17 protein-coding genes, 1 pseudogene and 1 riboswitch are annotated in these 20,075 nt (G+C 45.7%); of the genes and pseudogenes, 4 read left to right on the top strand and 14 right to left on the bottom strand.

Going from position 1 to position 20,075, the window contains the following annotated elements:
- Positions 1-138: 138 nt before the first annotated feature.
- Complete coding sequence (locus tag GPK58_RS12845; protein ID WP_215638762.1) at positions 139-1,404, bottom strand: SLC13 family permease; 1,266 nt, start codon at positions 1,402-1,404, stop codon at positions 139-141.
- Positions 1,405-1,763: 359 nt separating this feature from the next.
- Here GPK58_RS12845 and GPK58_RS12840 point away from each other — a divergent pair, with 359 nt between their 5' ends.
- Positions 1,764-2,663: a LysR family transcriptional regulator gene (locus GPK58_RS12840; RefSeq protein WP_118071498.1), complete on the top strand. Its 900-nt coding sequence runs from the start codon at positions 1,764-1,766 to the stop codon at positions 2,661-2,663.
- A 176-nt stretch (positions 2,664-2,839) separates the two neighbouring features.
- A riboswitch (glycine riboswitch) is annotated at positions 2,840-2,947 on the top strand.
- A gap of 1 nt (position 2,948) precedes the next feature.
- Positions 2,949-4,361 carry an alanine/glycine:cation symporter family protein gene (locus tag GPK58_RS12835; RefSeq protein ID WP_215638761.1) on the top strand — a complete coding sequence of 471 codons (1,413 nt, stop codon included), beginning with the start codon at positions 2,949-2,951 and terminating at the stop codon, positions 4,359-4,361.
- A gap of 126 nt (positions 4,362-4,487) precedes the next feature.
- Here GPK58_RS12835 and GPK58_RS12830 read toward each other — a convergent pair whose 3' ends face one another.
- The 8 genes from GPK58_RS12830 to GPK58_RS12795 all read right to left on the bottom strand — a co-directional run bounded on the left by GPK58_RS12830 (position 4,488) and on the right by GPK58_RS12795 (position 12,487).
- Complete coding sequence (locus tag GPK58_RS12830; RefSeq protein ID WP_215638760.1) at positions 4,488-7,007, bottom strand: beta-mannosidase; 2,520 nt, start codon at positions 7,005-7,007, stop codon at positions 4,488-4,490.
- A gap of 80 nt (positions 7,008-7,087) precedes the next feature.
- Positions 7,088-7,645 carry a TIGR00730 family Rossman fold protein gene (locus GPK58_RS12825; RefSeq protein ID WP_015526428.1) on the bottom strand — a complete coding sequence of 186 codons (558 nt, stop codon included), beginning with the start codon at positions 7,643-7,645 and terminating at the stop codon, positions 7,088-7,090.
- On the bottom strand, positions 7,642-7,848 hold the full coding sequence (locus GPK58_RS12820) for a hypothetical protein (RefSeq protein WP_015526429.1): 207 nt from the start codon (positions 7,846-7,848) through the stop codon (positions 7,642-7,644). The genes GPK58_RS12825 and GPK58_RS12820 overlap by 4 nt, the downstream gene beginning before the upstream one ends.
- 214 nt (positions 7,849-8,062) lie before the next feature.
- Entirely contained in the window at positions 8,063-9,532 is a 1,470-nt protein-coding gene (locus GPK58_RS12815; protein ID WP_161209591.1) for a S1C family serine protease, read from the bottom strand.
- Positions 9,533-9,628: 96 nt separating this feature from the next.
- Positions 9,629-10,426, bottom strand: coding sequence for a metal ABC transporter permease (locus GPK58_RS12810; RefSeq protein ID WP_015526431.1), 798 nt, complete (start codon positions 10,424-10,426; stop codon positions 9,629-9,631).
- Positions 10,423-11,085, bottom strand: coding sequence for a metal ABC transporter ATP-binding protein (locus tag GPK58_RS12805; RefSeq protein ID WP_015526432.1), 663 nt, complete (start codon positions 11,083-11,085; stop codon positions 10,423-10,425). The genes GPK58_RS12810 and GPK58_RS12805 overlap by 4 nt, the downstream gene beginning before the upstream one ends.
- A gap of 38 nt (positions 11,086-11,123) precedes the next feature.
- Positions 11,124-12,053 (bottom strand): metal ABC transporter substrate-binding protein, encoded by a 930-nt coding sequence (locus GPK58_RS12800; RefSeq protein WP_373152967.1) that lies wholly within the window; start codon positions 12,051-12,053, stop codon positions 11,124-11,126.
- Between the two features lie 17 nt (positions 12,054-12,070).
- Positions 12,071-12,487, bottom strand: coding sequence for a Fur family transcriptional regulator (locus GPK58_RS12795; RefSeq protein ID WP_015526434.1), 417 nt, complete (start codon positions 12,485-12,487; stop codon positions 12,071-12,073).
- A gap of 210 nt (positions 12,488-12,697) precedes the next feature.
- Between GPK58_RS12795 and GPK58_RS12790 the strand changes: the two genes are divergently transcribed.
- Positions 12,698-13,462 (top strand): DeoR/GlpR family DNA-binding transcription regulator, encoded by a 765-nt coding sequence (locus GPK58_RS12790; protein ID WP_059086579.1) that lies wholly within the window; start codon positions 12,698-12,700, stop codon positions 13,460-13,462.
- A gap of 152 nt (positions 13,463-13,614) precedes the next feature.
- Here GPK58_RS12790 and GPK58_RS12785 read toward each other — a convergent pair whose 3' ends face one another.
- From GPK58_RS12785 to GPK58_RS12765, 5 genes and pseudogenes are all read right to left on the bottom strand, one after another.
- A complete protein-coding gene (locus tag GPK58_RS12785) occupies positions 13,615-15,132 on the bottom strand; it encodes a CoA-acylating methylmalonate-semialdehyde dehydrogenase (protein ID WP_021651218.1) in 1,518 nt (505 codons plus the stop codon).
- A 663-nt stretch (positions 15,133-15,795) separates the two neighbouring features.
- Positions 15,796-16,127 (bottom strand): annotated as a pseudogene (locus GPK58_RS12780) (branched-chain amino acid transporter permease).
- Between the two features lie 40 nt (positions 16,128-16,167).
- Entirely contained in the window at positions 16,168-16,410 is a 243-nt protein-coding gene (locus GPK58_RS12775) for a hypothetical protein (protein ID WP_173722242.1), read from the bottom strand.
- 21 nt (positions 16,411-16,431) lie between these two features.
- A complete protein-coding gene (locus GPK58_RS12770; RefSeq protein WP_015526438.1) occupies positions 16,432-16,644 on the bottom strand; it encodes a hypothetical protein in 213 nt (70 codons plus the stop codon).
- A gap of 2 nt (positions 16,645-16,646) precedes the next feature.
- Complete coding sequence (locus GPK58_RS12765; RefSeq protein ID WP_118626223.1) at positions 16,647-16,868, bottom strand: hypothetical protein; 222 nt, start codon at positions 16,866-16,868, stop codon at positions 16,647-16,649.
- Between the two features lie 306 nt (positions 16,869-17,174).
- On the opposite strand from GPK58_RS12765, the gene GPK58_RS12760 reads away from it, so the two are divergent.
- Positions 17,175-19,994 carry a bifunctional diguanylate cyclase/phosphohydrolase gene (locus GPK58_RS12760; protein WP_215638758.1) on the top strand — a complete coding sequence of 940 codons (2,820 nt, stop codon included), beginning with the start codon at positions 17,175-17,177 and terminating at the stop codon, positions 19,992-19,994.
- Positions 19,995-20,075: the final 81 nt, after the last annotated feature.

Here is a 20,075-nt window from a genome sequence, read left to right as displayed (position 1 = left end):
CTGATTAATGGTTAAGATGGCTTTTTGGCTTATTTATCACTTCTCCTGTACTGTATGGTCAGTACAGAAGGGAATGAACTTAATTGATCAAAAATGTTGCTGGTCACAAAGTGAACAGTAACTCAAAAGTTTCTCTCCTTACGGGTAGAACGGAAACAGGATCGGTAACAGGATCATACAGATCACAAAGGATACCAGAATCAACGGCAGACCGGATTTCACATAGTCCTTGAATTTGTATCCGCCAAGACCGACTACCATGGTGTTTGCCGGCATACCGATCGGTGTTGCATATGCACAGGAACCTGCGATAACAGTTGCGATAACAACAGCTCTCGGATCTGCTCCGAGGTTGTTTGCAAGAGATACCGCAATAGGGATCATCAGTGCTGTGGTTGCTGTATTTGACATAAAATTCGTCAGCACACAGGTTACAACAAAGATTACCAGAAGAAGAAGGATCGGACTCGGATCTGCTCCAAGAAGTCCTACGATCTTATCTGCGATCAGCTCTCCGGCTCCGGTTGTATCCAGCGCTTTTGCAAGTGTCAGAGAACCGCCGAAAAGGAATACAACTTTCAGGTCAATAGATTTCAGTGCTTCTTTTTCGGAAATAACTCCTGTCAAAACCAGGACGATGGCTCCGATACATGCAGAAACCTCAATGCTGATACCGATCTCTTTTTCAAAGATCATTGCAAGGATCACAAGGATCAGAACTACCAGAGAAACCGTCTGCTTCCACTTCGGTACATGGCTGAAATCCTGCTGATCTTCAAGCGCTTCCCTGGCCGCATGGTTTCCATTGGGAAGGAAACGATATCCGATAAAAACAAAATAGAGGATTCCAAGGACAAGCATCGGAACTCCAACCGGCGCATACATAAAGAAGCTTGTGGAAAGCCCCATCTCCTGCAGAGCATTGACACCCATCAGGTTTCCCGGCGCACCGATAATGGAAAGGTTTCCGCCAAGAGCTGCCGCAAATACCAATGGCATCAGAAGACGGCTTCTGGAATACCCGGACTCATCGGCGATTCCACAGACGACCGGGATCAGCACTGCTGCGGTACCTGTGTTGGATAAGAACCCGGACATTACACCTACGATTACCATGATCGCAATGATCAGTGTTTTTTCTGTTCTGGCAAATTTTGTGACCAGGCCTCCGATCTTGTTTGCCATTCCTGTTTCAAACAATGCCTGGCCTACTACAAACATGCCAACGCAAAGGATTACGTTACTGTTTACATACTGTGAAAACGTTGTTGTCGCATCCACAACTCCTGTAAGGGTCAGGCCAATGGCACAGATCGAAGCCGTCAGTCCCAGAGGAATTTTTTCAAGGATGAAACTGATGATGGTGAACACAAGAAACAGCAATGTGATAGTTGTCTGAGACATTTCTGTACTCTCCTTTCACTATGTTGTGATTTCATATTGTTTTCTTCTGAAAAGTATAGGCCGTACACGTTTCTTTTGATGGCTTTATTATAACTCGTGTACATATAAAAAAACAAATTAGCGAAACACATATCCGCATAAAAAAAATTTATACTCTCAATTTTTAATGATAATTTTTATGCGCTATTGCTATAAACTCCTCTCATTTTTAAATGAATATGGAATTTTTCACATGTCCATGGTATCTTTATAATGACAGTCAGCTCCAAAGAGTATGTTCTGTCCCCCATTTATTTCGATAAAAAGCAGCAAAATCTGTTAAAAATTTCATCTGATAATACACTGAGAGAAGGCATATCATGACACTGAACCAACTACGTTACTTCTGCACCGCCAGCCGCTGCCACAGCATTACAAAAGCAGCCGAAGAATTATATGTAACCCAGCCTACTATTTCCATGGCTATCCGTGATCTGGAGATTGAATTCGGGATCAGCCTTTTTTCCAGGAAGGGAAATCAGCTGATCCTGACTCAGGAGGGAGAATCCTTCTATGAAAAAGCTACCTATATCCTTCAGTACTGTAATGAACTCCAGGCTGACTACTCCAGCATGTCCAGAGTTAAACCCCCTCTTCGCATCGGCATCCCGCCAATGTTAAGTACCGTATTTTTTCCGGAGCTTCTTACTGCTTTTCACGAAAAGCACCCGGAGATTGCTGTTGTCCTGGAGGAATACGGCTCTGTCCGCGCCTGCAATCTGATCCAGGATGATACCCTGGACGTCGCTCTGGTCAACATGGAACAATATAATATTGATAAATTCCACAACACAGTCCTGGCTGACGACCAGATTGTTTTCTGTGTAAGCAATGACCACAAACTGGCAGAAAAAGAAACGGTTACCATAAAAGAAATGTCAAAAGAACAGCTGATATTTTTTAACCCGGACTCTGTCCAGAATCAGCTTTTGAAGATGCGTTTTGAGATGGACGGCTACAAACCAAATGTTGTTATGCGGAGCAGCCAGATCTACACCACCCTGCAGTTTGTAAAAACCGGGAAATACGGATGCTTTCTTTATACCAGCATGACAGATAAATTTTCCGGTTCCGGTATTACCGGTATTCCCCTTGAACCACCCATCCGGGTAAAGATCGGCATGGTATGGAAAAAAGGCAAATACATCAGTGGTGATATGTTGACATTCCTTCATTTCACCCGCATGTACTATAAAGAGCATCCACTAATAGAAAAGTAAAGTCCTGTCAAAAAAACAGATTATATGTCGATTAATTTTACTAATAAATGGAATTTTTTTAATAAACCCCATTGAAATCCGTCAATTCTTGTGATACTCTGTGTTACAGTGTTTTTCTACACAGAACGAATGACCGCCACCACCGTACACAAAAAGGTCCTGGCATCATTCAAAAATAAAAAAACTCAGGAGAGTCTCTTCAAATCAAAAGGGAAGAGCGCCGAAGGTGTACGCAGCACACAAAATGCTGTAAATCTCTCAGGCAAAAGGATGGAGGAAAGAGTAATGTTTACACAAATCAACAACTTTATCACATGGTTTGACGGAGTCGTTTGGGGACTTCCGCTGATCATTCTGATCCTGTTCACAGGAATTCTGTTAACCACTCGATTAGGTCTTTTACAGGTAAGGCACCTCGGAAAGGCACTGAAATTCATGGTAAAAAATGAAGAAGGCGGCGATGGTGAGGTCACAAGCTTCGGAGCTCTGTGTACTGCGCTTTCAGCAACCATCGGAACCGGAAATATCGTAGGTGTCGCAACTGCTATCGCAGCCGGCGGACCAGGAGCACTTTTCTGGATGATCGTAGCCGCATTCTTCGGAATGGCAACCAAATATGCAGAAGGACTTCTGGCGATCAAGTACCGTACCATTGACAAAGAAGGCCACGTTCTCGGCGGACCTTTCTACTACATCGAAAACGGTATGGGAAAACAGTGGAGATGGCTTGCCAAGATCTTCGCATTTTTCGGAGCAGGTGTGGGACTTTTCGGTATCGGAACCTTTACACAGGTAAACGGTATCTCATCTGCAGTTACCAATTTCTTTGACCCGGATAAAGCACACACAGTAGCACTTTTCGGAAATACATATTCCTGGGCAACTGTAGTTGCATGTCTGATACTTACCGTATGTGTAGGACTTGTCGTTCTCGGCGGAATCCAGAGAATCGCAAAGGTATCCCAGGTCGTTGTACCGTTTATGGCAGTTCTCTATGTTGCACTGGCACTGATCATCGTGATCACAAACATCACTACAGTACCTGCAGCGATCGTAACTATCGTAAAATCTGCTTTCACAGGAAGCGCACTTGCAGGTGGCGCAATGGGAACCATGGTCGTAGCTATGCAGAAGGGTATCGCCCGCGGTATCTTCTCCAATGAGTCCGGTCTTGGTAGTGCCCCGATCGCAGCCGCTGCAGCTCAGACAAAGGAGCCGGTACGTCAGGGTCTTGTATCCATGACAGGTACATTCATTGATACTATCGTGATCTGTACCATGACAGGTCTTTCCATCGTCATTACAGAGACATGGAACACAGGTCTTGAGGGTGTTGCCATCACAACAGCCGCATTCCAGAAAGGACTTCCTTTCCCGCCGGTTGTAGCATCCTTCTCACTGATGCTGTGCCTGGTATTCTTCGCATTCACAACGATCCTTGGATGGGATTACTACGGTGAAAGATGTCTGGAATACCTGTTCAACAGAAACAAAGCCGCAGTTACAACATACCGCTGGCTGTACATCATCTGCGTATTCATCGGACCATATATGACTGTAGCAGCTGTATGGAACATCGCAGATATCTTCAATGCCTTGATGGCATTCCCGAACCTGATCGCTCTTCTTGCCCTGAGCGGTGTGGTTGTAAAGGAAACTAAGGATTTCTTCAAAAGACATAAAAATTACGAATTCTGATCCCAAATATCGTAATCAAATGTAAACACGCGCAAACCCATGATGATCCCCTAATATCATATAAAAAAAGACGCGAACCTTTTTATCCTCCGATAAAAGGCCGCGTCTTTTTTATTTAAAAGCTTTCTATGCCAGCGTCAGGATCTCCATCTGCTGTGTCAGATCCGCTGCATCCAGAATCTCTCCATTTCGGATATCTTTCTTATCAAGCCGGACACACATTTCCTCTCCATCTGTCATATGGAAAAAATTATCCTCCAGAGTAACATCCGCATCAGTAAATCCAATAGCTGTAAACGGGCTGAAGCAGCTGCTTTTTAAATGGATCACAAATGCATCACCTTGCTCCTCCACCTCGGCAGTGATCTCCGGTTTATCCAGCTCCAGATATTTATACGGAACAAGGGTCTCCACATCACAGAGCACACCTCCGTCAGCAAGTGTCACTTCCGCCTCAAGAAAGATCTCATACTTCTTGTCTTCCCATCCGGAAACATCCACCGCCAGGATCGGAGCGGACTCCTGCACACCCACAGTGCCCGTTCCGGTAAGCTTCTCAAGAATCTCGCATTCCATATTTTTCACATAAAAGGCAACCTGATATGACTGTGCGTCCATACTTTCATTTGCCAGATACACCTGCATGATATCCCCATCCATGCACATACTCACCGCCTGTGGCCCATAGAATTTTTTTGCCATATAATGAAGTGCCTTCCAACGGCCAAAGTAGTCGATACTTGCCCAGGATGCCACCGGCCAGTTGTCATTGATCTGCCAGTAAAGGGTACCCATACAGCGGCCTCTGTGACGTCTCCAGTGGTCTACTCCATACTTCATGGCCATTCCCTGAAGGATCTGGCTCACATAGAGAAGCTTGCGGAAATTCTCCGGATAACGGAAATTCTCGGAAAGATAATACAGGATCTTTCCGTTAGCTGCAGGATTTTTCTGGTGGTTCTCCATCACCCTGGAAAAAATATTCCTGTCTTTCTCTTCCGTAAAGCTCTCCACAGTTTTCAGGCACGGAAAAGACTGGAAGCCAAACTCCGAGCAGAAACGAAAATAATGCTTCTGATAATCTGTAAAAGGCTTCTGACCATGCCATACATCCCAGTAGTGACAGTCTCCTCTGTTCTCATCGTCCGGATCATCAAAGCAGCCTCCGGAGCTTGGGGAAGACTGCCAGAAAAAGGTCTCGCTGTCTGCCGCCCTCACTGCTTTCGGAATCACATACTCAAACATTTTTATGTAGTCCGCACGGAGATATTTCGACTCACTCTGTACCTCCGGCCAGTGATCCCAGGCAGACTCCATCTCATTGTTTCCGCACCACAGGCCAAGGGATGCATGATGACGGAGACGTTTTACATTTTCCGTGATCTCCTTCGTGATATTATCTTCAAATTCTTCTGTAAGATCATAAACATTACATGCGAACATCAGATCCTGCCATACGATCAGTCCCATCTCATCACAAAGATCATAGAAATGATCCGAAGGATAATAACCGCCGCCCCACACACGGACACAGTTAAAATTGGCACGTTTGCAGGATTCCAGAAGATACTTCTGGACCTCCGGTGTGATCCTGGAATAGATGCAGTCCTCCGGAATATAATTTCCCCCCATGGCAAAAATTTTCACGCCATTGACACAGAACGCGAACTCTTTTCCCCAGAGATCTTTTTCCTGGCTGATGGTAAGGGTACGGAGACCGATGCGCTTCGTTATGGTTTCCAGAACTGTGCCATACTCGTCCAGAAGTTCCACCTGAACTTTATATAACGGCTGATCGCCGTAGCCGTTTGGCCACCAGAGCTTCGGGTTGTGGATCGAGGATGTCAGCACTGCTGGATTATTATTCGCTGATACAGTCTCCCCCACTTTGCATACATGGGCTTCCGTTTTTCGGTCGTTAGCACCTGTTCTATGTCCACAGACGCTCTCTGCAGCCTCCTGGATCGTCACCCTCACCTGACACTTATCCACAGCATTTCCGCTTACAGCCACAGTTGTACACACATCCACAGCATTATCCCAATGCACCTGTGTGATCTTCACATCCTCAATTCTCGGATGACTGTATGCTTCCAGATAAATATCCCGAAAAATCCCGGCATCAATAGTCTGGGGGCCCCAGTCCCATCCAAACATACAATGAGCCTTCCGGATCAGCTGGTTTCCTTTCATTCCACCGCAGGGAACATAGTGGATCTCTTTATTATCTTCATACTCATAAGCTTCGATATACTTGAATACCGACCGGAATACGATCCGGATCTGATTCTCCCCGGAATGAAGAAATTCTTTCACATCCAGCTTCCAGGTACGATGCATGTTATCTGCAGATCCGGCTTTTTGCCCATTGATATAAATATCTGCAAGAGTATCCAGCCCCTCACAGACCAGTATTATTTTTTCTTCTTTCAGGATATCCTCTGCAGCCACAAATGTTCTGCTAAATTCATAATCCTTCCGGAACAGTTCCCTTGTCACATCCTCATTTGTCCGGTAAAAAGGATCTTCGATCTTCCCGGCACCATAGAGCCCGGAAAGCACAGATCCCGGAACCTGTACCTCACATAATCTGTCATTTCCTGCTTCTGCCAGCTCCCACTGGCCATTTAACATTATTTTCCTCATAAAATATATCTTCTCCTGTAAAAATCCCCTTCGCACGATCTTATATACAGGGCTGTTGTATCAGCCGTACTGTATTTTATTTATAGCCTTCCCCCATAATTCCGGTAATTCTCAATATAATCCAGAATCTCCTCCGGGTCTTTCATGAACCGGCACATACCCACAACATCTCTGGACATAAATTTTTCCCCGGCTGTGTATTCCAGGAGTGCCTGCATGCTGTCGTAATATCCCTGAATATTATAAAGAACGATCGGCCTGTCGATCCGTCCCAGACTCTTCAATGTCAGAATCTCAAAAAACTCCTCATAAGTACCAATTCCCCCAGGTACCACGATAGTCGCATCCGAGCGGCTTTCCAGCAGGTGCTTCCTCTCACGCATATTTTCAGTAAAAATGAACTCTGTACAATGCTCATACAACACTCCCGGCTGGTCAAAAAATCTCGGTGCGATACCCAGGATATAGCCTTTTTCTCTGTCAACACCCCGGGCTGCCGCCCCCATCAGCCCCTCTTTTCCACCTCCGAAAACAAGGCCGTGTCCTCGCTTTCCCATCAGCTGTCCCAGCTCTTCCGTTTTCTCATAATAAATCTTTTTCAGCTCTGCGCTGGACGCTCCATAGATACAAATATTCATGCTTCCGTCTCCTTCCCTGCTGCCTCCACAAATGCCCGGAGAAGCTTCAGCTGTTCTGAAGAATCATACATCATCTCCGGATGCCACTGCACAGCTACTGCAAATGGATGATCATTTATCTCTGAATATAACTTTTGCCGGCCTCTGCACATGATACTGGCAAAGACCGGCTTTCCGTCATTTCCGATACATCTGGAATGCATCCGGAAATGCCTGTTATTTTATTATAATCTGACATACACATGGGGTCAAGCAATTGCCGCTGCCTGAAGCTCCCGTTTTATTATACGAGAACTTTTTCTACTGCGTCTTTCCATCCGCTGTATTTCTGGTTTCTTTCCTGCGGATTCATGGAGGGGATGAACTGATTGCGGTTCTTCACCTCGAAAATGCTCTCCATCTATAATTTAGGACTGATCAGTCATACAAGCCATTCTGCTCAAAATCTCTGAACAGGCTGGCTTCTCCATCATCAGCAAATGCATCTGCATCCCCCTGATCGGAGTCATCCTGTCCTCCCTGGATATCTGGGATATCTGCATCCTGGGAATCCTGGGACGTGCTATCCTCAGAGCTGTCCTTGCTATCCTTGCTGGAACTGTCATCTTTACCAAGTTTTACAGTGAGTGTCTTCTCCTTATATTCATTACCATCCAGAACTGCAACCGTCACATCGATCTTTTCCTTCGGCTCATAATACTGAAGCAGCTCAACCAGCTGATCGATACTGGTGATCGTTTTACCATCAAACTCTGTAATGACCATATTCTTGGTAATACCTGCATCATCGGCAGGGCCGCCCTCGGTTACCTTCGAAACAAATACACCCTGCGGGATACCATAAATCTGTACTGCCTCCGTACTTACTGTACTGCCTGTGATACCAAGGATACCATGATTATCCACTTTATCTCTTGCCTTGGCATTCATCATGTTCTCAAGAGAATCCGCAACATCAGAAATTGCAATGGCATACCCCATACCTTCAACCTCAGTAGAAGCAAGCTTGGAAGAGTTAATACCAACAACCTCACCATCCATATTCAGAAGCGCACCGCCACTGTTACCGGGATTGATAGCCGCATCTGTCTGGATCAGGTTCACGCCCTTGTTGATACTGCTACTGTTATCTGTAGAATCACCCTCGATCTGTCCTGATGCATCTGTCTTACGGTTCTTAGCACTGACAATACCGGTAGTAACGGACTGGCCATAGCCAAGTGCATTACCGATGGCAACAACCTGCTCACCGATCTTCAGATCATCAGAGCTTCCGATCTTTGCAACAGAAATTGCATCCATTGTATCATCCGAAACATCCTTCGTTGCAACAGAAACAACTGCAAGATCCTCGCTTTCATCAAAGCCCTTTACCGTAGCCTCATAAGCATTGCCATCTGCAAAGGCAACTGACAAGGTATCGGCACCATCCACAACATGATAGTTTGTGGCGATCAGCAGCTCAGAATCTGTTTTTCCGATGATAATACCGGAACCGCTTCCTTCAACTTCCTGCTCCTGGCTCGGCGCATACTGGGAACCAAACATGCTGTAATAATCCTGAACCTCCTGAACGGACTTGGTTGTGATGGCAACTACAGAAGGCATTGCCTTCTCAGCAACATCTGATACATCCAGACTGCCCTTTGTATCGGAGGATTTTGTATCCTCTGTATCTTCGCTGTCTTTATTTGATTTTTTATCAGACTTCATAAGAGTCAGATTCTCGGAGCTGTCGGTTGCCGCCTGTACGGACTGTGCACCGGAGAAATAATTTATACCTTCATATGCACCAACTCCAATGCCGCCAGCAAGTACTGCACACAGGCTGATGGTTGCACCTTTTTTCATCATTTTCTTTATTTTTAATTTTCTGTTATTGTTCATGGTTAAATCCTCCCTGGGAAAAAATTCTTCTCTGTTTCCTTTTGATGCTTCAAAGTATATGGGTTAATTGTGTTTACTTTGTGGGAAAAATGTGTTTTATTTGTTAAAACTTTTCACTGTCATCACAACTACAAACCACGCAACCTCAAGAAGAACGATCATTCCACCTGGTTTCAGTCCGGCATAATAGGAAAGAAACAGTCCGGCAATGGTGGTACATACCGCCACGATAATGGCACAGATCAGTGTACCCTTATAGCTTTTTGCCATCTGCATCCCACACGCCACCGGAACTACCAGCATGGAGGAAACGATCAGGGTCCCTACTGTACGGGACGCAATGGAAACTGTCAGAGCCGTCAGAATAGTAAAAAGAAAATTAATATTCCGCACGGAAACACCGGAGATCCTTGCCGCATTTTCATCAAATCCGATATAAAATAGTTCCCTGTAAAAAAACAGCACTGCTGCCAGTACCAGCACACTGATCACAACTACCAGCGCCAGCTCTCCTTCACTGATGGACACAATACTTCCGAACAAAAAGCTGTTCAGACTGGCACCGTTTTCCACAAATCCGGACAGCACACCTGCCAGTCCGATCCCGGCAGACATGACGATGGAGATCGCCACCTCCGAATAACGCGGGATTTTTTTGCGGATAGCCTCAATTCCAAGAGCAGCTACGATGCACATCACTACTGCACCGGCTACCGGATTCACTCCAAGTATCAGTCCCAGCACAACACCGGCCAGTGAAGAATGGGAAAGTGCATCTCCGATCATGGACATCCGTTTCAGAACAATGGTGATCCCGATGCAGGGCGTAATCACAGCCAGAAGGATTCCCACCAGAAAAGCCCTCTGCATAAATCCATACTGTAAAATACTCATACTTCGTCGATCCTCCCCTCTTCCGCTTTAAAGAACCGGTTTGCTCCTTTAAACTCACCGGAATTTCCATGAGTAACCATAAGGATCGTCAGCCCCTGTTCCTCATTCCGCTTCCTCAGAACTTCTGCAAGTGTTTTCACAGAAACCATATCCATTCCTGTGGTAGGCTCATCCAGGATCAGGATCTTCGGTTTTCCTGCCAGTGCACGTGCCAGCATAACCCTCTGCTGCTGTCCTCCGGAAAGATCTCCGATCCTTCTTTTCCAGAACTCTTCCATTTCCATTTCCGCAAGTGCGGCTTTCAAACGCGGGATCTCTTTTTTTGCCCGGAAACGTGCCTTCCAGGAAGAGGAATACACACCTGTCATCATGATCTCTTCCACAGTCGCCGGAAAATTCTGGTTTCTGCTGATACTGTTCTGTGGAACATATCCCAGATCTCCCTTTCCGAATGTGGCAGAAATATCTTTTCCATTTACAGTGATACTTCCCTCCTGCGCCTTCAGTTCGCCCAGAAGAAGCTTCAGAAATGTACTTTTTCCACTTCCGTTTTCACCGGTAAGGATGGCATAATCGCCATCCTTCACCTCCAGGTTCACCTGATCCAGCACAGGTGTCCCTGTATAGTGAAACGAAAGATTTTCTATCAAAATTCCCATAATTTCTCCTTTTTTGTTACAGCTACTGTCCTGCACCTTCAGTTCAATGCCTTCCTGAGTGCCTCCAGATTCTTCCTCATCACAGAAAAATAATCCTCTCCGGCCTCTATATCCTCCTCACTTAATCCCTCGATCGGATTCAACACAGCCGTCACCGCATCCACTTCCTTCGCCACTGTCTTCGCCACCTTGGGACTTGCCAGCTCCTCAAAAAATATGGTATGGATGTCGTATTTTTTCGCATACTCGATCACTTCCTGCATCTTGGCAGGATCAGGCTCTGAATCCGGTGTCAGCCCTTCGATAGCCAGCTGCTTCAGATCATAGGCATTGCATAGATATCCAAAAGCCTCATGCGCCACTATGATATCCCGGCTCTTCGTACCTTTCAGACCATCTCTGAACTCCTGATCCAGCTCATCAAATTCACCGGCATATTTCTCATAATTTGCTTCATAATAATCACCGTTCCCAGGATCAGCCTTTACCAAAGCATCCCTGATATTCTTCATTTCCTGCTTTGCACGCATAGGATCAAGCCAGACATGAGGATCTTTTCCTTCATCACCATGAGCATGATCATGTCCTCCATCCAGAAGCTCCACACCATCCGATGCCTCAGACACAACCAGATCCTGATTCTCCAGAGTATCCAGTACATCCTCCGCCCAGTGCTCCAGATCCGCACCATTATAGACAAACACATCTGCATCCTCAAGATTCCGGATATCCGTTGCCGCCGGCTCCCAGTCATGAGGCTCCGTTCCCGCCGGAACCATATCCTTTACCTGGATCCTGTCGCCCCCTACCTTCCGGGCAAAATCATACATGGGATAAAAGCTGGCCATCACCTTCAGTCGGCCATCCTCCACAAATGGCTGTCCCACCGTTCCGGCCCTGTACAAACCATATCCGGTCACACCGCCCACAACAAGAAGCGTCACCGCCAGAACTGCTGCCGCTGTCATCTTCCCTCTGTTAACATTCATTTTTTAAGCCTCCTGCAGCTGTCACAATATCCATAAAAGATCGTCCGGCTCTGATCGATCTCAAATCCGTGTTCATCCAGCACATGTCCCACAAAATGATCGATACATCCACACTGCAGAGGAATCGTATGCCCACATTCCAGACACACAAGCTTACCGTAATTCTTCCGCTCCTCATCACGTATAAAACGATACTGGGCAGGCGCTCCCTCCACAGACGGAACCTTCAGCACCGCTCCCTCCTTCTGCAGCCGCTCCAGTCCTCTGTATACCGTTGTCCTTCCGATCTGGATCTCTTTTCCACGAAGGAGCTCCATAAACTGATCTATGGTATAAAATGTATCTCCATATTCCTGCAGGCATTCCAGAATTATTTTCTGCTGCCTGGTGCTGTATTTCATTTTTTCTTCCATTATATTTCCTACTCTCTTCTATCAACTGCACCTTACATGGCAGATTTGAATTTGAAAACCGTTTTCATATTACATTCAAATAAGAATTTCGTCAAGATATTTTTGAAGGGAAATAATTTTTGGTATGTTCTTATAAAAGCACTTTATCTCTACCTTCTTTTATGATAAAATATAACCAAGACTTAACCAATAGAAAGAAGGTAGACCTCTATGAAATCACAGCGACTGGACATGATCGAAGAATATGTGCTGGAGCATAAGAACGCTTCTCTCGATACATTATGCGAGAAATTCAACGTATCCAAAAACACCATCAGAAGAGATGTCGATATCCTTCTGAAACGTGGCAGTATCATGAAAGTATATGGCGGTGTCGCAGCACTCGAAACTCCACAGACTCTTCCCCTTCTGTCTTACGAAGAGCGTGGCGGACGTTTTCCTGACGAAAAGAAAGAAATCTGCCGCCGTGCCGCAGAGCTTGTGGCAGAAGACGATACCATCTATATCGATACAGGTACAACCTGCCTGAACCTGGTTGATTTTATTGCAGATAAGCACTGTACGATCCTGACCAACAGCCTGCTTATCTTCAACAAGGCCGCATCCTATCCGAATCTGGATATCATTTCCGTTCCCGGAAAGCTGAACCGCAAGACCCTGTCCTTCACAGGACCGGATATCAATGATTATCTGCAGACCTACAACATTTCCATGGCTTTTATGGCCTGCACAGGTGTAACCATGAAGAGCGGACTTACCAATGCCAGCGCCGAGGAATACATCACCAAAAAAGCCATTGCAGAGAATGCCAACAGCATAATCCTTCTTGCAGACCATTCCAAATTCGGCCGGATCTCTCTTATGACTTATTCTTCCATGGAAAAGCTTGACGCCATCGTAACCGACCAGCCACTTCCTGAAGAATACGACAGCTTCTGCCAGGAGCACGGCATCCGTGTTATGACAATCGATTAAATCGGATATTGACCCTAAAAAACGGTGCATCTGCCGGAAATCCAGCAGATGCACCGTTTTTGAATATGCTCATTTCATTAGAGGATTTTATCTGAAAGGCAGATCTTACCCGATCTGCCTTTCCGTGTCATAAATTTATTTATGAAGCTTTCTTAAGCCTCAGTACTTCCTTCCCATGTGCCGACCTTTCTCTTTCCGGCAGCTTCATCGAACCAGTGTGTTGTAACTGTTTTTGCTCTTGTGAAGAAACGATAGCCGTCTTTTCCGAGAACGTGCAGATCACCGAAGAAGGAATCCTTGTTTCCGGAGAATGGGAAGTATGCTGTCGGAACTGGGATACCTACATTGATTCCTACCATACCGCCATCTGTCTCCATAGCGAATTTACGGCTGTAATATCCGCTCTGTGTAAAGATACAGGAACCATTTGCAAATGGATTGGCATTCATGACTGCGATGCCTTCCTCATAATCCTTTACTCGTTTGATACAGGTTACCGGTCCGAAGATCTCACGGTTTCCAACTGTCATCTCCGGTGTTACATGATCAAGAATTGTCGGTCCTACGAAGAATCCGTTCTCATATCCCGGAACTACTACATTACGTCCGTCAAGTACAAGCTCAGCACCCTCATCGATACCCTTCTGGATCCAGTTGCAGATCTTCTCCTTATGGCCTGCATTTACAACCGGGCCGAGATCGGTATCTTCATCATATGCACAGCCAAGCTTCATAGCCTCTGCTTTTTTCTTAAGAAGTGAAACAAATTCGTCTGCAATACTATCCTGTACGCATACAACCGGAAGAGCCATACATCTCATACCTGCGCATCCGTATGTAGAGTTGATGATCGCATTAACAGTAGCCTCAAGGTTGCAGTCCTCAAGTACAAGTGCATGGTTCTTTGCCTCACACTGTGCCTGAACTCGTTTGCCATGAGCTGCTGCCTTGGAATATACCTGTTTACCAACACCTGTTGTTCCTACGAATGTAACAGCCTTTACTCTCTCATCTGTAAGAAGGATATCAGCCTCTACACGGCTGCAGGTCACAAGGTTTACAACACCCTTCGGGAATCCGCCCTCTGTATAGAAGAGCTCCATGATCCTCATAGCTGTAAGTGGTGTCTGGGAGCTTGCTTTCAGTACTACTGTATTTCCACATGCAATAGAAAGTGGAACCATCCAGCCCCATGGGATCATTGCCGGGAAGTTCATCGGAACAATACCAGCAGTTACTCCAAGTGGTTTGCGATATGTAGCTGTATCATATCCTGTAGTTACCTGCATTGCAGCATCGCCCTGGATCATTGTCGGAAGTGCACATGCCTCTTCTGTAGGCTCAATTGCTTTCTGAACATCTCCTCTTGCCTCTTTGATGTTCTTTCCGAGCTCTTTTGCACAAAGTACGGAAAGTTCTTCCTTATGAGCATAAAGAACATCTCTCCATCTGAACATATACTGCTGTCTCTTTGCAAGAGAAAGTGAGGACCATTCCGGGAATGCAGCCTGTGCGGAAGCGATCGCCTCTTCTACCTCATCCGGTGTACAGCAGGGAACCTGCGCGATCACCTCACCTGTACTGGAATCTGTAACATCCATGTATTTCTCTGCCTTTGACTCTTTCCACTCACCGTTTACACAGTAACCCATTTTTTTGATCTCAGCCATTTTAGGATACTCCTTTCGTGCTTACCTTTTTATTCTTAACTTCATAAAAATTTTAGTCATTCTCGTTTTGTTCTGGTCACAGATTATCATTTATTTTTAATTTTGTCAATATAGTATGGTTATATTTTGAGTATATTTTTTCAAAATTATGTGTTAATTTATTCACATTTCATGGTATTCCATGTTCCCTGTATAAACTCTTGAAACGCATGCATTTACAGCCATAAAGCCGCATAGTGTCTTGTCGTTTTTTATTCCATTGTGAGAGCAAAAGTTACTCATTTTTGTTATTTTCATAACACACCATTCCACACACACTATTTATTGTCTCCAGCTACGCTGAGGCTTTTAGACCTGTGCAATCGGATTCACGACAAGTAAGGGGGATCGTTGTTCTGTTACAATTACAGATTCCTCTGATCCCGGCATATTTCCTTTGTATTTTCCAGGAACAAGGGAATACATCTGTGCGTCCTTCGCGGACGCGCTCATTTTCGCGACCGCTCGCTTCTTTTCACGGCTTATTGCACCTTTACATACAATCCTGCGCCTGCTTATCTGATCTACAGCATTTTCATAAATTACTGCAGCAATCAAAAAAACAGGATACGGTTATCGTATCCTGCCTTAGCTTTTCATTTTCTGTTTTTCGCATATTTCTGACTAACCAAATATGGTCTGCACCAGCACCATATAAAACACCGTTCCCCCTCCTATGCTGAGCAATGTACTCTTCTTCCATTTATGTAATACCACAATGAACAGAACAGCATTGCGATCATCTCCGGCAGTCCGTAATGCGTACTTTCCGGCACATCCTTCAGACAAAATACCACCAGCAATCCGATCACTGCACAGGGCAGCACTTTTCCCAGATAGGTGATCACAGCCGGCGGTTCCTTTCCTTCCGGGAATATGATAAACGGCAAAAATCGCGTTGTCATAGTCCCCAGGACCACTACCACAACCGTTATGATCTGCTGTGTTATTGTCATAGTCATTCCGTATCTCTCCTGTCCGGCTATATCCCAACTGTCATGCCTGATATTCTCCTGACTTCTGTATACGTTCTTTTTTTCTCTTCTCCTCATGCTTCTTCATTCCCAGGAAGCATAAAACGATCGATGCCATTGACGGAAGGATAAACTTCCCGCTTCCAAAGATCACCAGGCAGATCACAGAGCATACAATTCCGACCAGCGCCGGCTTATGATCTTGTGCATCTTCCCACTGATCAATGAACATAACCACAAACAACGCAGTCATGACAAAATCCAATGATGTACGTCCCTTTCTGTTTTACAATTTCCACAGCTGATGCTGCCCGTCCATGGTAACAAGATCTCCCTCATTGATATCTCTTTCATAAAGGAGACCGTCATCATGTCGCAGACTTGTTTCATTTCCATTTTCATCTTCCATCAGCACTACTGACATGAGTGCTTCACCCGGCTGCCGCTCTTCACAACCGAAATCCATGTCTTCTTCTATCTTCAGAACCTTATACTGCATGATCAGATTTCCTCAAGCAGCACATCGTTAACGACCTCATAAGCGTCCTCAAGCGCATCCAGTGCCTCTGTCAGCGTGTCCATCTTCCGGCTGTCCGCATTTTCTTCCTCATAGGCTTCTATCACTTCAGCCATTACATCCTTCAGCTCCTCCAGTGAATTTGCTATATCCTGCAGCTTCTGATCTTTATCCTCTTTTGATGTGATATTTACGATCTTACTCATGATCCTTCCTCCTGTCGCTTTACTCTCATTCTTTATTCTGATCCTTTATCCTGCATATATCATGCTTTACATGTCATACTCTACATTTACCCATTGTACCATATCCTGCGCGCAGATGCATCGGATATGTTTTCTATCTGCTTTATATAATACCATCGAAATCATAAAAAAATTGGTAAAATCTTACCAAATTACCCGTCTTAGTCTGTTTATACTGATTTTTCCACTCCGGTCTGGTATAATCGATCTAAAGGAGTTTTTCAATTTACAAACCACTCCTTTCCCATTACAAGGAGGCATATTGCCATGAAAGAAAAAACCGAAACCTTTAACCAGGGAAAAAGATATTTCTTTTATATTCTGATGTTCGCCATCCTTGGCTGGTTCATTTTTATGCAGATCTTTGGTGCGGATGAACGTTCTTCCGACACCTCAGCAGCCTCTGTGATCTATTCCGGTACCGTTACCTGGCAGAAACCGGATGGAACCACCCAGGAAATCTCCGTTCCGGGCACCTACAAGGTTCCCGTCGGTGACACGATGGTCCTCACCATCCAGCTTCCCGATGATCTTACAGATACCTGCTTTGCCATCCGTTCTTCCTTGCAGGATGTGGATTTTTATGTAGGGGACAACCTCAGGACCAGCTACTCCACGCATAAAACAAGGCTTGTGGGCAAAAACTCCGCCAGCCGTTATGTTTTCTGCCCGGTTTATGCTTCCGATGCCGGCAAAGAGCTCCGTATTGAACTGACCACCTACACCTCCAATTACACCGGAGTTGTCAATCCTGTTTACTGCGGAAACAAGGCAGATATCTGGATATATATTTTCAGCAGATACGGACTGGAAACCTACATTGCTTTTTTTATCCTGTTTGCCGGAATCGTCACGATCCTGTTCAGTTTCGCTCTAGGATTGGTCTATCATACACGATTTGACACGGAATATCTTGGATGGTGCATGGTTATGGGCGCCGTCTGGATGCTGGGTGAATCCAAGCTCCGTCAGTTCCTGGTCCCCAACGCTTCCGCTCTCGGATCTCTGTGCTTCGTTATGATCCTTTTGTGTCCGCTCCCGATCCTGTTTTTTGCGGACAGTCTCCAGAAAGGGCTACATCACAGATTTTATGTCTGTCTTGGAAGCATCGCAATGATAAACTTTGCAGTCTGTACGATCCTCACTGCTGCAGGTATCGCAGATTATATCGAAACCATGCCTGTAAGTCACGGAATCCTGGCGATCACCGTTGCCACAATATTTGTACACCTTTTCCAATATATACGCACCGAAAAAAACAAGGCCGACCGGCTTTTGCTCATTGGTCTGCTGGCAGCGATCCTGTGTATTGCCGTTGAGGCAACCTCCGTATACTTTGTCACATTAATGTCCGGACTGTTTGTGGGCGCCGGCATGCTGATCCTGCTCTTTGTCAATATTGTAAGAGCCATCAAAAATGTCCAGGATATAGAACTGAAACGCCAGCAAAGCGAAATCCGCAAAAACCAGGAACAGAATGAAAAAATGTCTCTGCAGATGATACAGACCCTTTCCACCACCATTGAGGCAAAGGATGCGTACACCCGCGGTCATTCCTACCGGGTTGCACAATATGCAGCCCTGATCGCAGAGGAGCTGGGCTGGACACCGGAGGAGATCCTGAATCTGAAACGGGCTACTCACCTTCACGACATCGGTAAGATCGGTATCCCGGATCCGTTCCTGAACAAACCGGCACAGCTGACCGATGATGAATACAACCTTATAAAAAAACACACCGTCATCGGTGCCGAGATCCTGAAGGATATAACCCTGATCCCGCATGCGGCAGAAATCGCAAGAAGTCACCATGAGCGTTATGACGGAAAAGGCTATCCGGACGGGCTGGCCGGAACAGAAATCCCCATCCATGCCCGGATCGTGGCTGTTGCCGACTGCTACGATGCCATGAACTCCCGCCGAATCTACCGTAATGCGCTTCCACCGGAGGTTGTTTACGAAGAATTCCGCAAAAACCGTGGTACACAGTTCGACCCGGAGATCACAGACATTTTTCTGAAACTGCTCAATGAAAAACGGCTGCCTCAGTGGGATCCTTCCCAGGAAGAACCGGACACCTATAACCTTCCGGATATGCAGCTTACCGTCAGCAAATTCATCTCGGACATAATGGCCACCATAAAAAGTCAGGAAGACGCAAAAAGCTATGATTTCCTTACCGGTCTTCCCATGCGTAACCTGGGCGAACGTCTTACCGCGGAATTTATGCAGACACATGATGGATGTCTGGTATTCCTTGATATGGACAACCTAAAAAAGATCAACGACATCTATGGCCACAAAGCCGGCGACCGTGCACTGAAATGTCTTGGAAAGCTGCTCCAGAAACGGGCAGATCAGGGAATTTCCTGCAGACTTGGCGGAGATGAATTCCTGATGTTCCTTCCGGACACAGATCCTGATTCCCTGTCTCTGCAGATGGACGATCTGTTCCAGAAATTTCACACCATCACTACCGATGATCCGGAACTCCGGTTTGCCACACTGTCCGCAGGCCTGTGTCTGTGCAGCACCGATGATTCCTTTGAGGACTGCTATTCCAAAGCAGATAAAGCTCTGTATTACGTAAAACAAAACGGCAAAAACCAGTTCTTTTTCTACCAGCAGATCGACCGTAGCACTCTTGCGGCATCCGGTTCCGGAAAGGATCTGGCGCTTGTGGCAGAGTCCCTTCAGAAAAGCGGCATCTATGTAGGTGCTCTTGATCTGAATTACCGGGATTTCGCACGACAGTATGAATACATGAGTCAGCTTGTCACACGCAGCCAGTGCAGATGTTATCTGGCGATGATCACCATCGAGACACTTGTGGATACAGTTCCTGATATCGAATCCATTGAGCAGGCTCTGGAGTATATGGAACAGGCCATCCGGCAGAATATCCGCCGTGTGGATATCTGTACACGCTACAGTTCCCTGCAGTATCTCATCATACTGTTTGAGCCTGACGAAACGCATATCCCTGACATCATAGAACGTATTTTTACCCAATATTACTGTCAGTGTGACAGCCATGATTTCCAGCCATCCTATGAATACCTGGAAATATCTCCACAGGAGTTATAAATACTCCCATGGCATGGACATGATAAAGCCATAACGAAAAAGAGGCCGTACTTGACGGCCTCTTTTTTGTTAAAGTTTTGC

It is taken from the genome of Blautia sp. MCC270, from assembly GCF_018785605.1.
In the GTDB taxonomy this organism is placed as follows: domain Bacteria; phylum Bacillota; class Clostridia; order Lachnospirales; family Lachnospiraceae; genus Blautia_A; species Blautia_A fusiformis.
This window is presented reverse-complemented; position numbering and strand designations above follow the sequence as displayed.

What these genes read in the sequence shown, in the direction of transcription:
- GPK58_RS12845 (WP_215638762.1), bottom strand. Translation starts at nt 1,404, where the DNA reads ATGTCTCAGACAACTATCACATTGCTGTTTCTTGTGTTCACCATCATC.
- GPK58_RS12840 (WP_118071498.1), top strand. Translation starts at nt 1,764, where the DNA reads ATGACACTGAACCAACTACGTTACTTCTGCACCGCCAGCCGCTGCCAC.
- GPK58_RS12835 (WP_215638761.1), top strand. Translation starts at nt 2,949, where the DNA reads ATGTTTACACAAATCAACAACTTTATCACATGGTTTGACGGAGTCGTT.
- GPK58_RS12830 (WP_215638760.1), bottom strand. Translation starts at nt 7,007, where the DNA reads ATGAGGAAAATAATGTTAAATGGCCAGTGGGAGCTGGCAGAAGCAGGA.
- GPK58_RS12825 (WP_015526428.1), bottom strand. Translation starts at nt 7,645, where the DNA reads ATGAATATTTGTATCTATGGAGCGTCCAGCGCAGAGCTGAAAAAGATT.
- GPK58_RS12820 (WP_015526429.1), bottom strand. Translation starts at nt 7,848, where the DNA reads ATGCATTCCAGATGTATCGGAAATGACGGAAAGCCGGTCTTTGCCAGT.
- GPK58_RS12815 (WP_161209591.1), bottom strand. Translation starts at nt 9,532, where the DNA reads ATGAACAATAACAGAAAATTAAAAATAAAGAAAATGATGAAAAAAGGT.
- GPK58_RS12810 (WP_015526431.1), bottom strand. Translation starts at nt 10,426, where the DNA reads ATGAGTATTTTACAGTATGGATTTATGCAGAGGGCTTTTCTGGTGGGA.
- GPK58_RS12805 (WP_015526432.1), bottom strand. Translation starts at nt 11,085, where the DNA reads ATGGGAATTTTGATAGAAAATCTTTCGTTTCACTATACAGGGACACCT.
- GPK58_RS12800 (WP_373152967.1), bottom strand. Translation starts at nt 12,053, where the DNA reads ATGACAGCGGCAGCAGTTCTGGCGGTGACGCTTCTTGTTGTGGGCGGT.
- GPK58_RS12795 (WP_015526434.1), bottom strand. Translation starts at nt 12,487, where the DNA reads ATGGAAGAAAAAATGAAATACAGCACCAGGCAGCAGAAAATAATTCTG.
- GPK58_RS12790 (WP_059086579.1), top strand. Translation starts at nt 12,698, where the DNA reads ATGAAATCACAGCGACTGGACATGATCGAAGAATATGTGCTGGAGCAT.
- GPK58_RS12785 (WP_021651218.1), bottom strand. Translation starts at nt 15,132, where the DNA reads ATGGCTGAGATCAAAAAAATGGGTTACTGTGTAAACGGTGAGTGGAAA.
- GPK58_RS12770 (WP_015526438.1), bottom strand. Translation starts at nt 16,644, where the DNA reads ATGCAGTATAAGGTTCTGAAGATAGAAGAAGACATGGATTTCGGTTGT.
- GPK58_RS12765 (WP_118626223.1), bottom strand. Translation starts at nt 16,868, where the DNA reads ATGAGTAAGATCGTAAATATCACATCAAAAGAGGATAAAGATCAGAAG.
- GPK58_RS12760 (WP_215638758.1), top strand. Translation starts at nt 17,175, where the DNA reads ATGAAAGAAAAAACCGAAACCTTTAACCAGGGAAAAAGATATTTCTTT.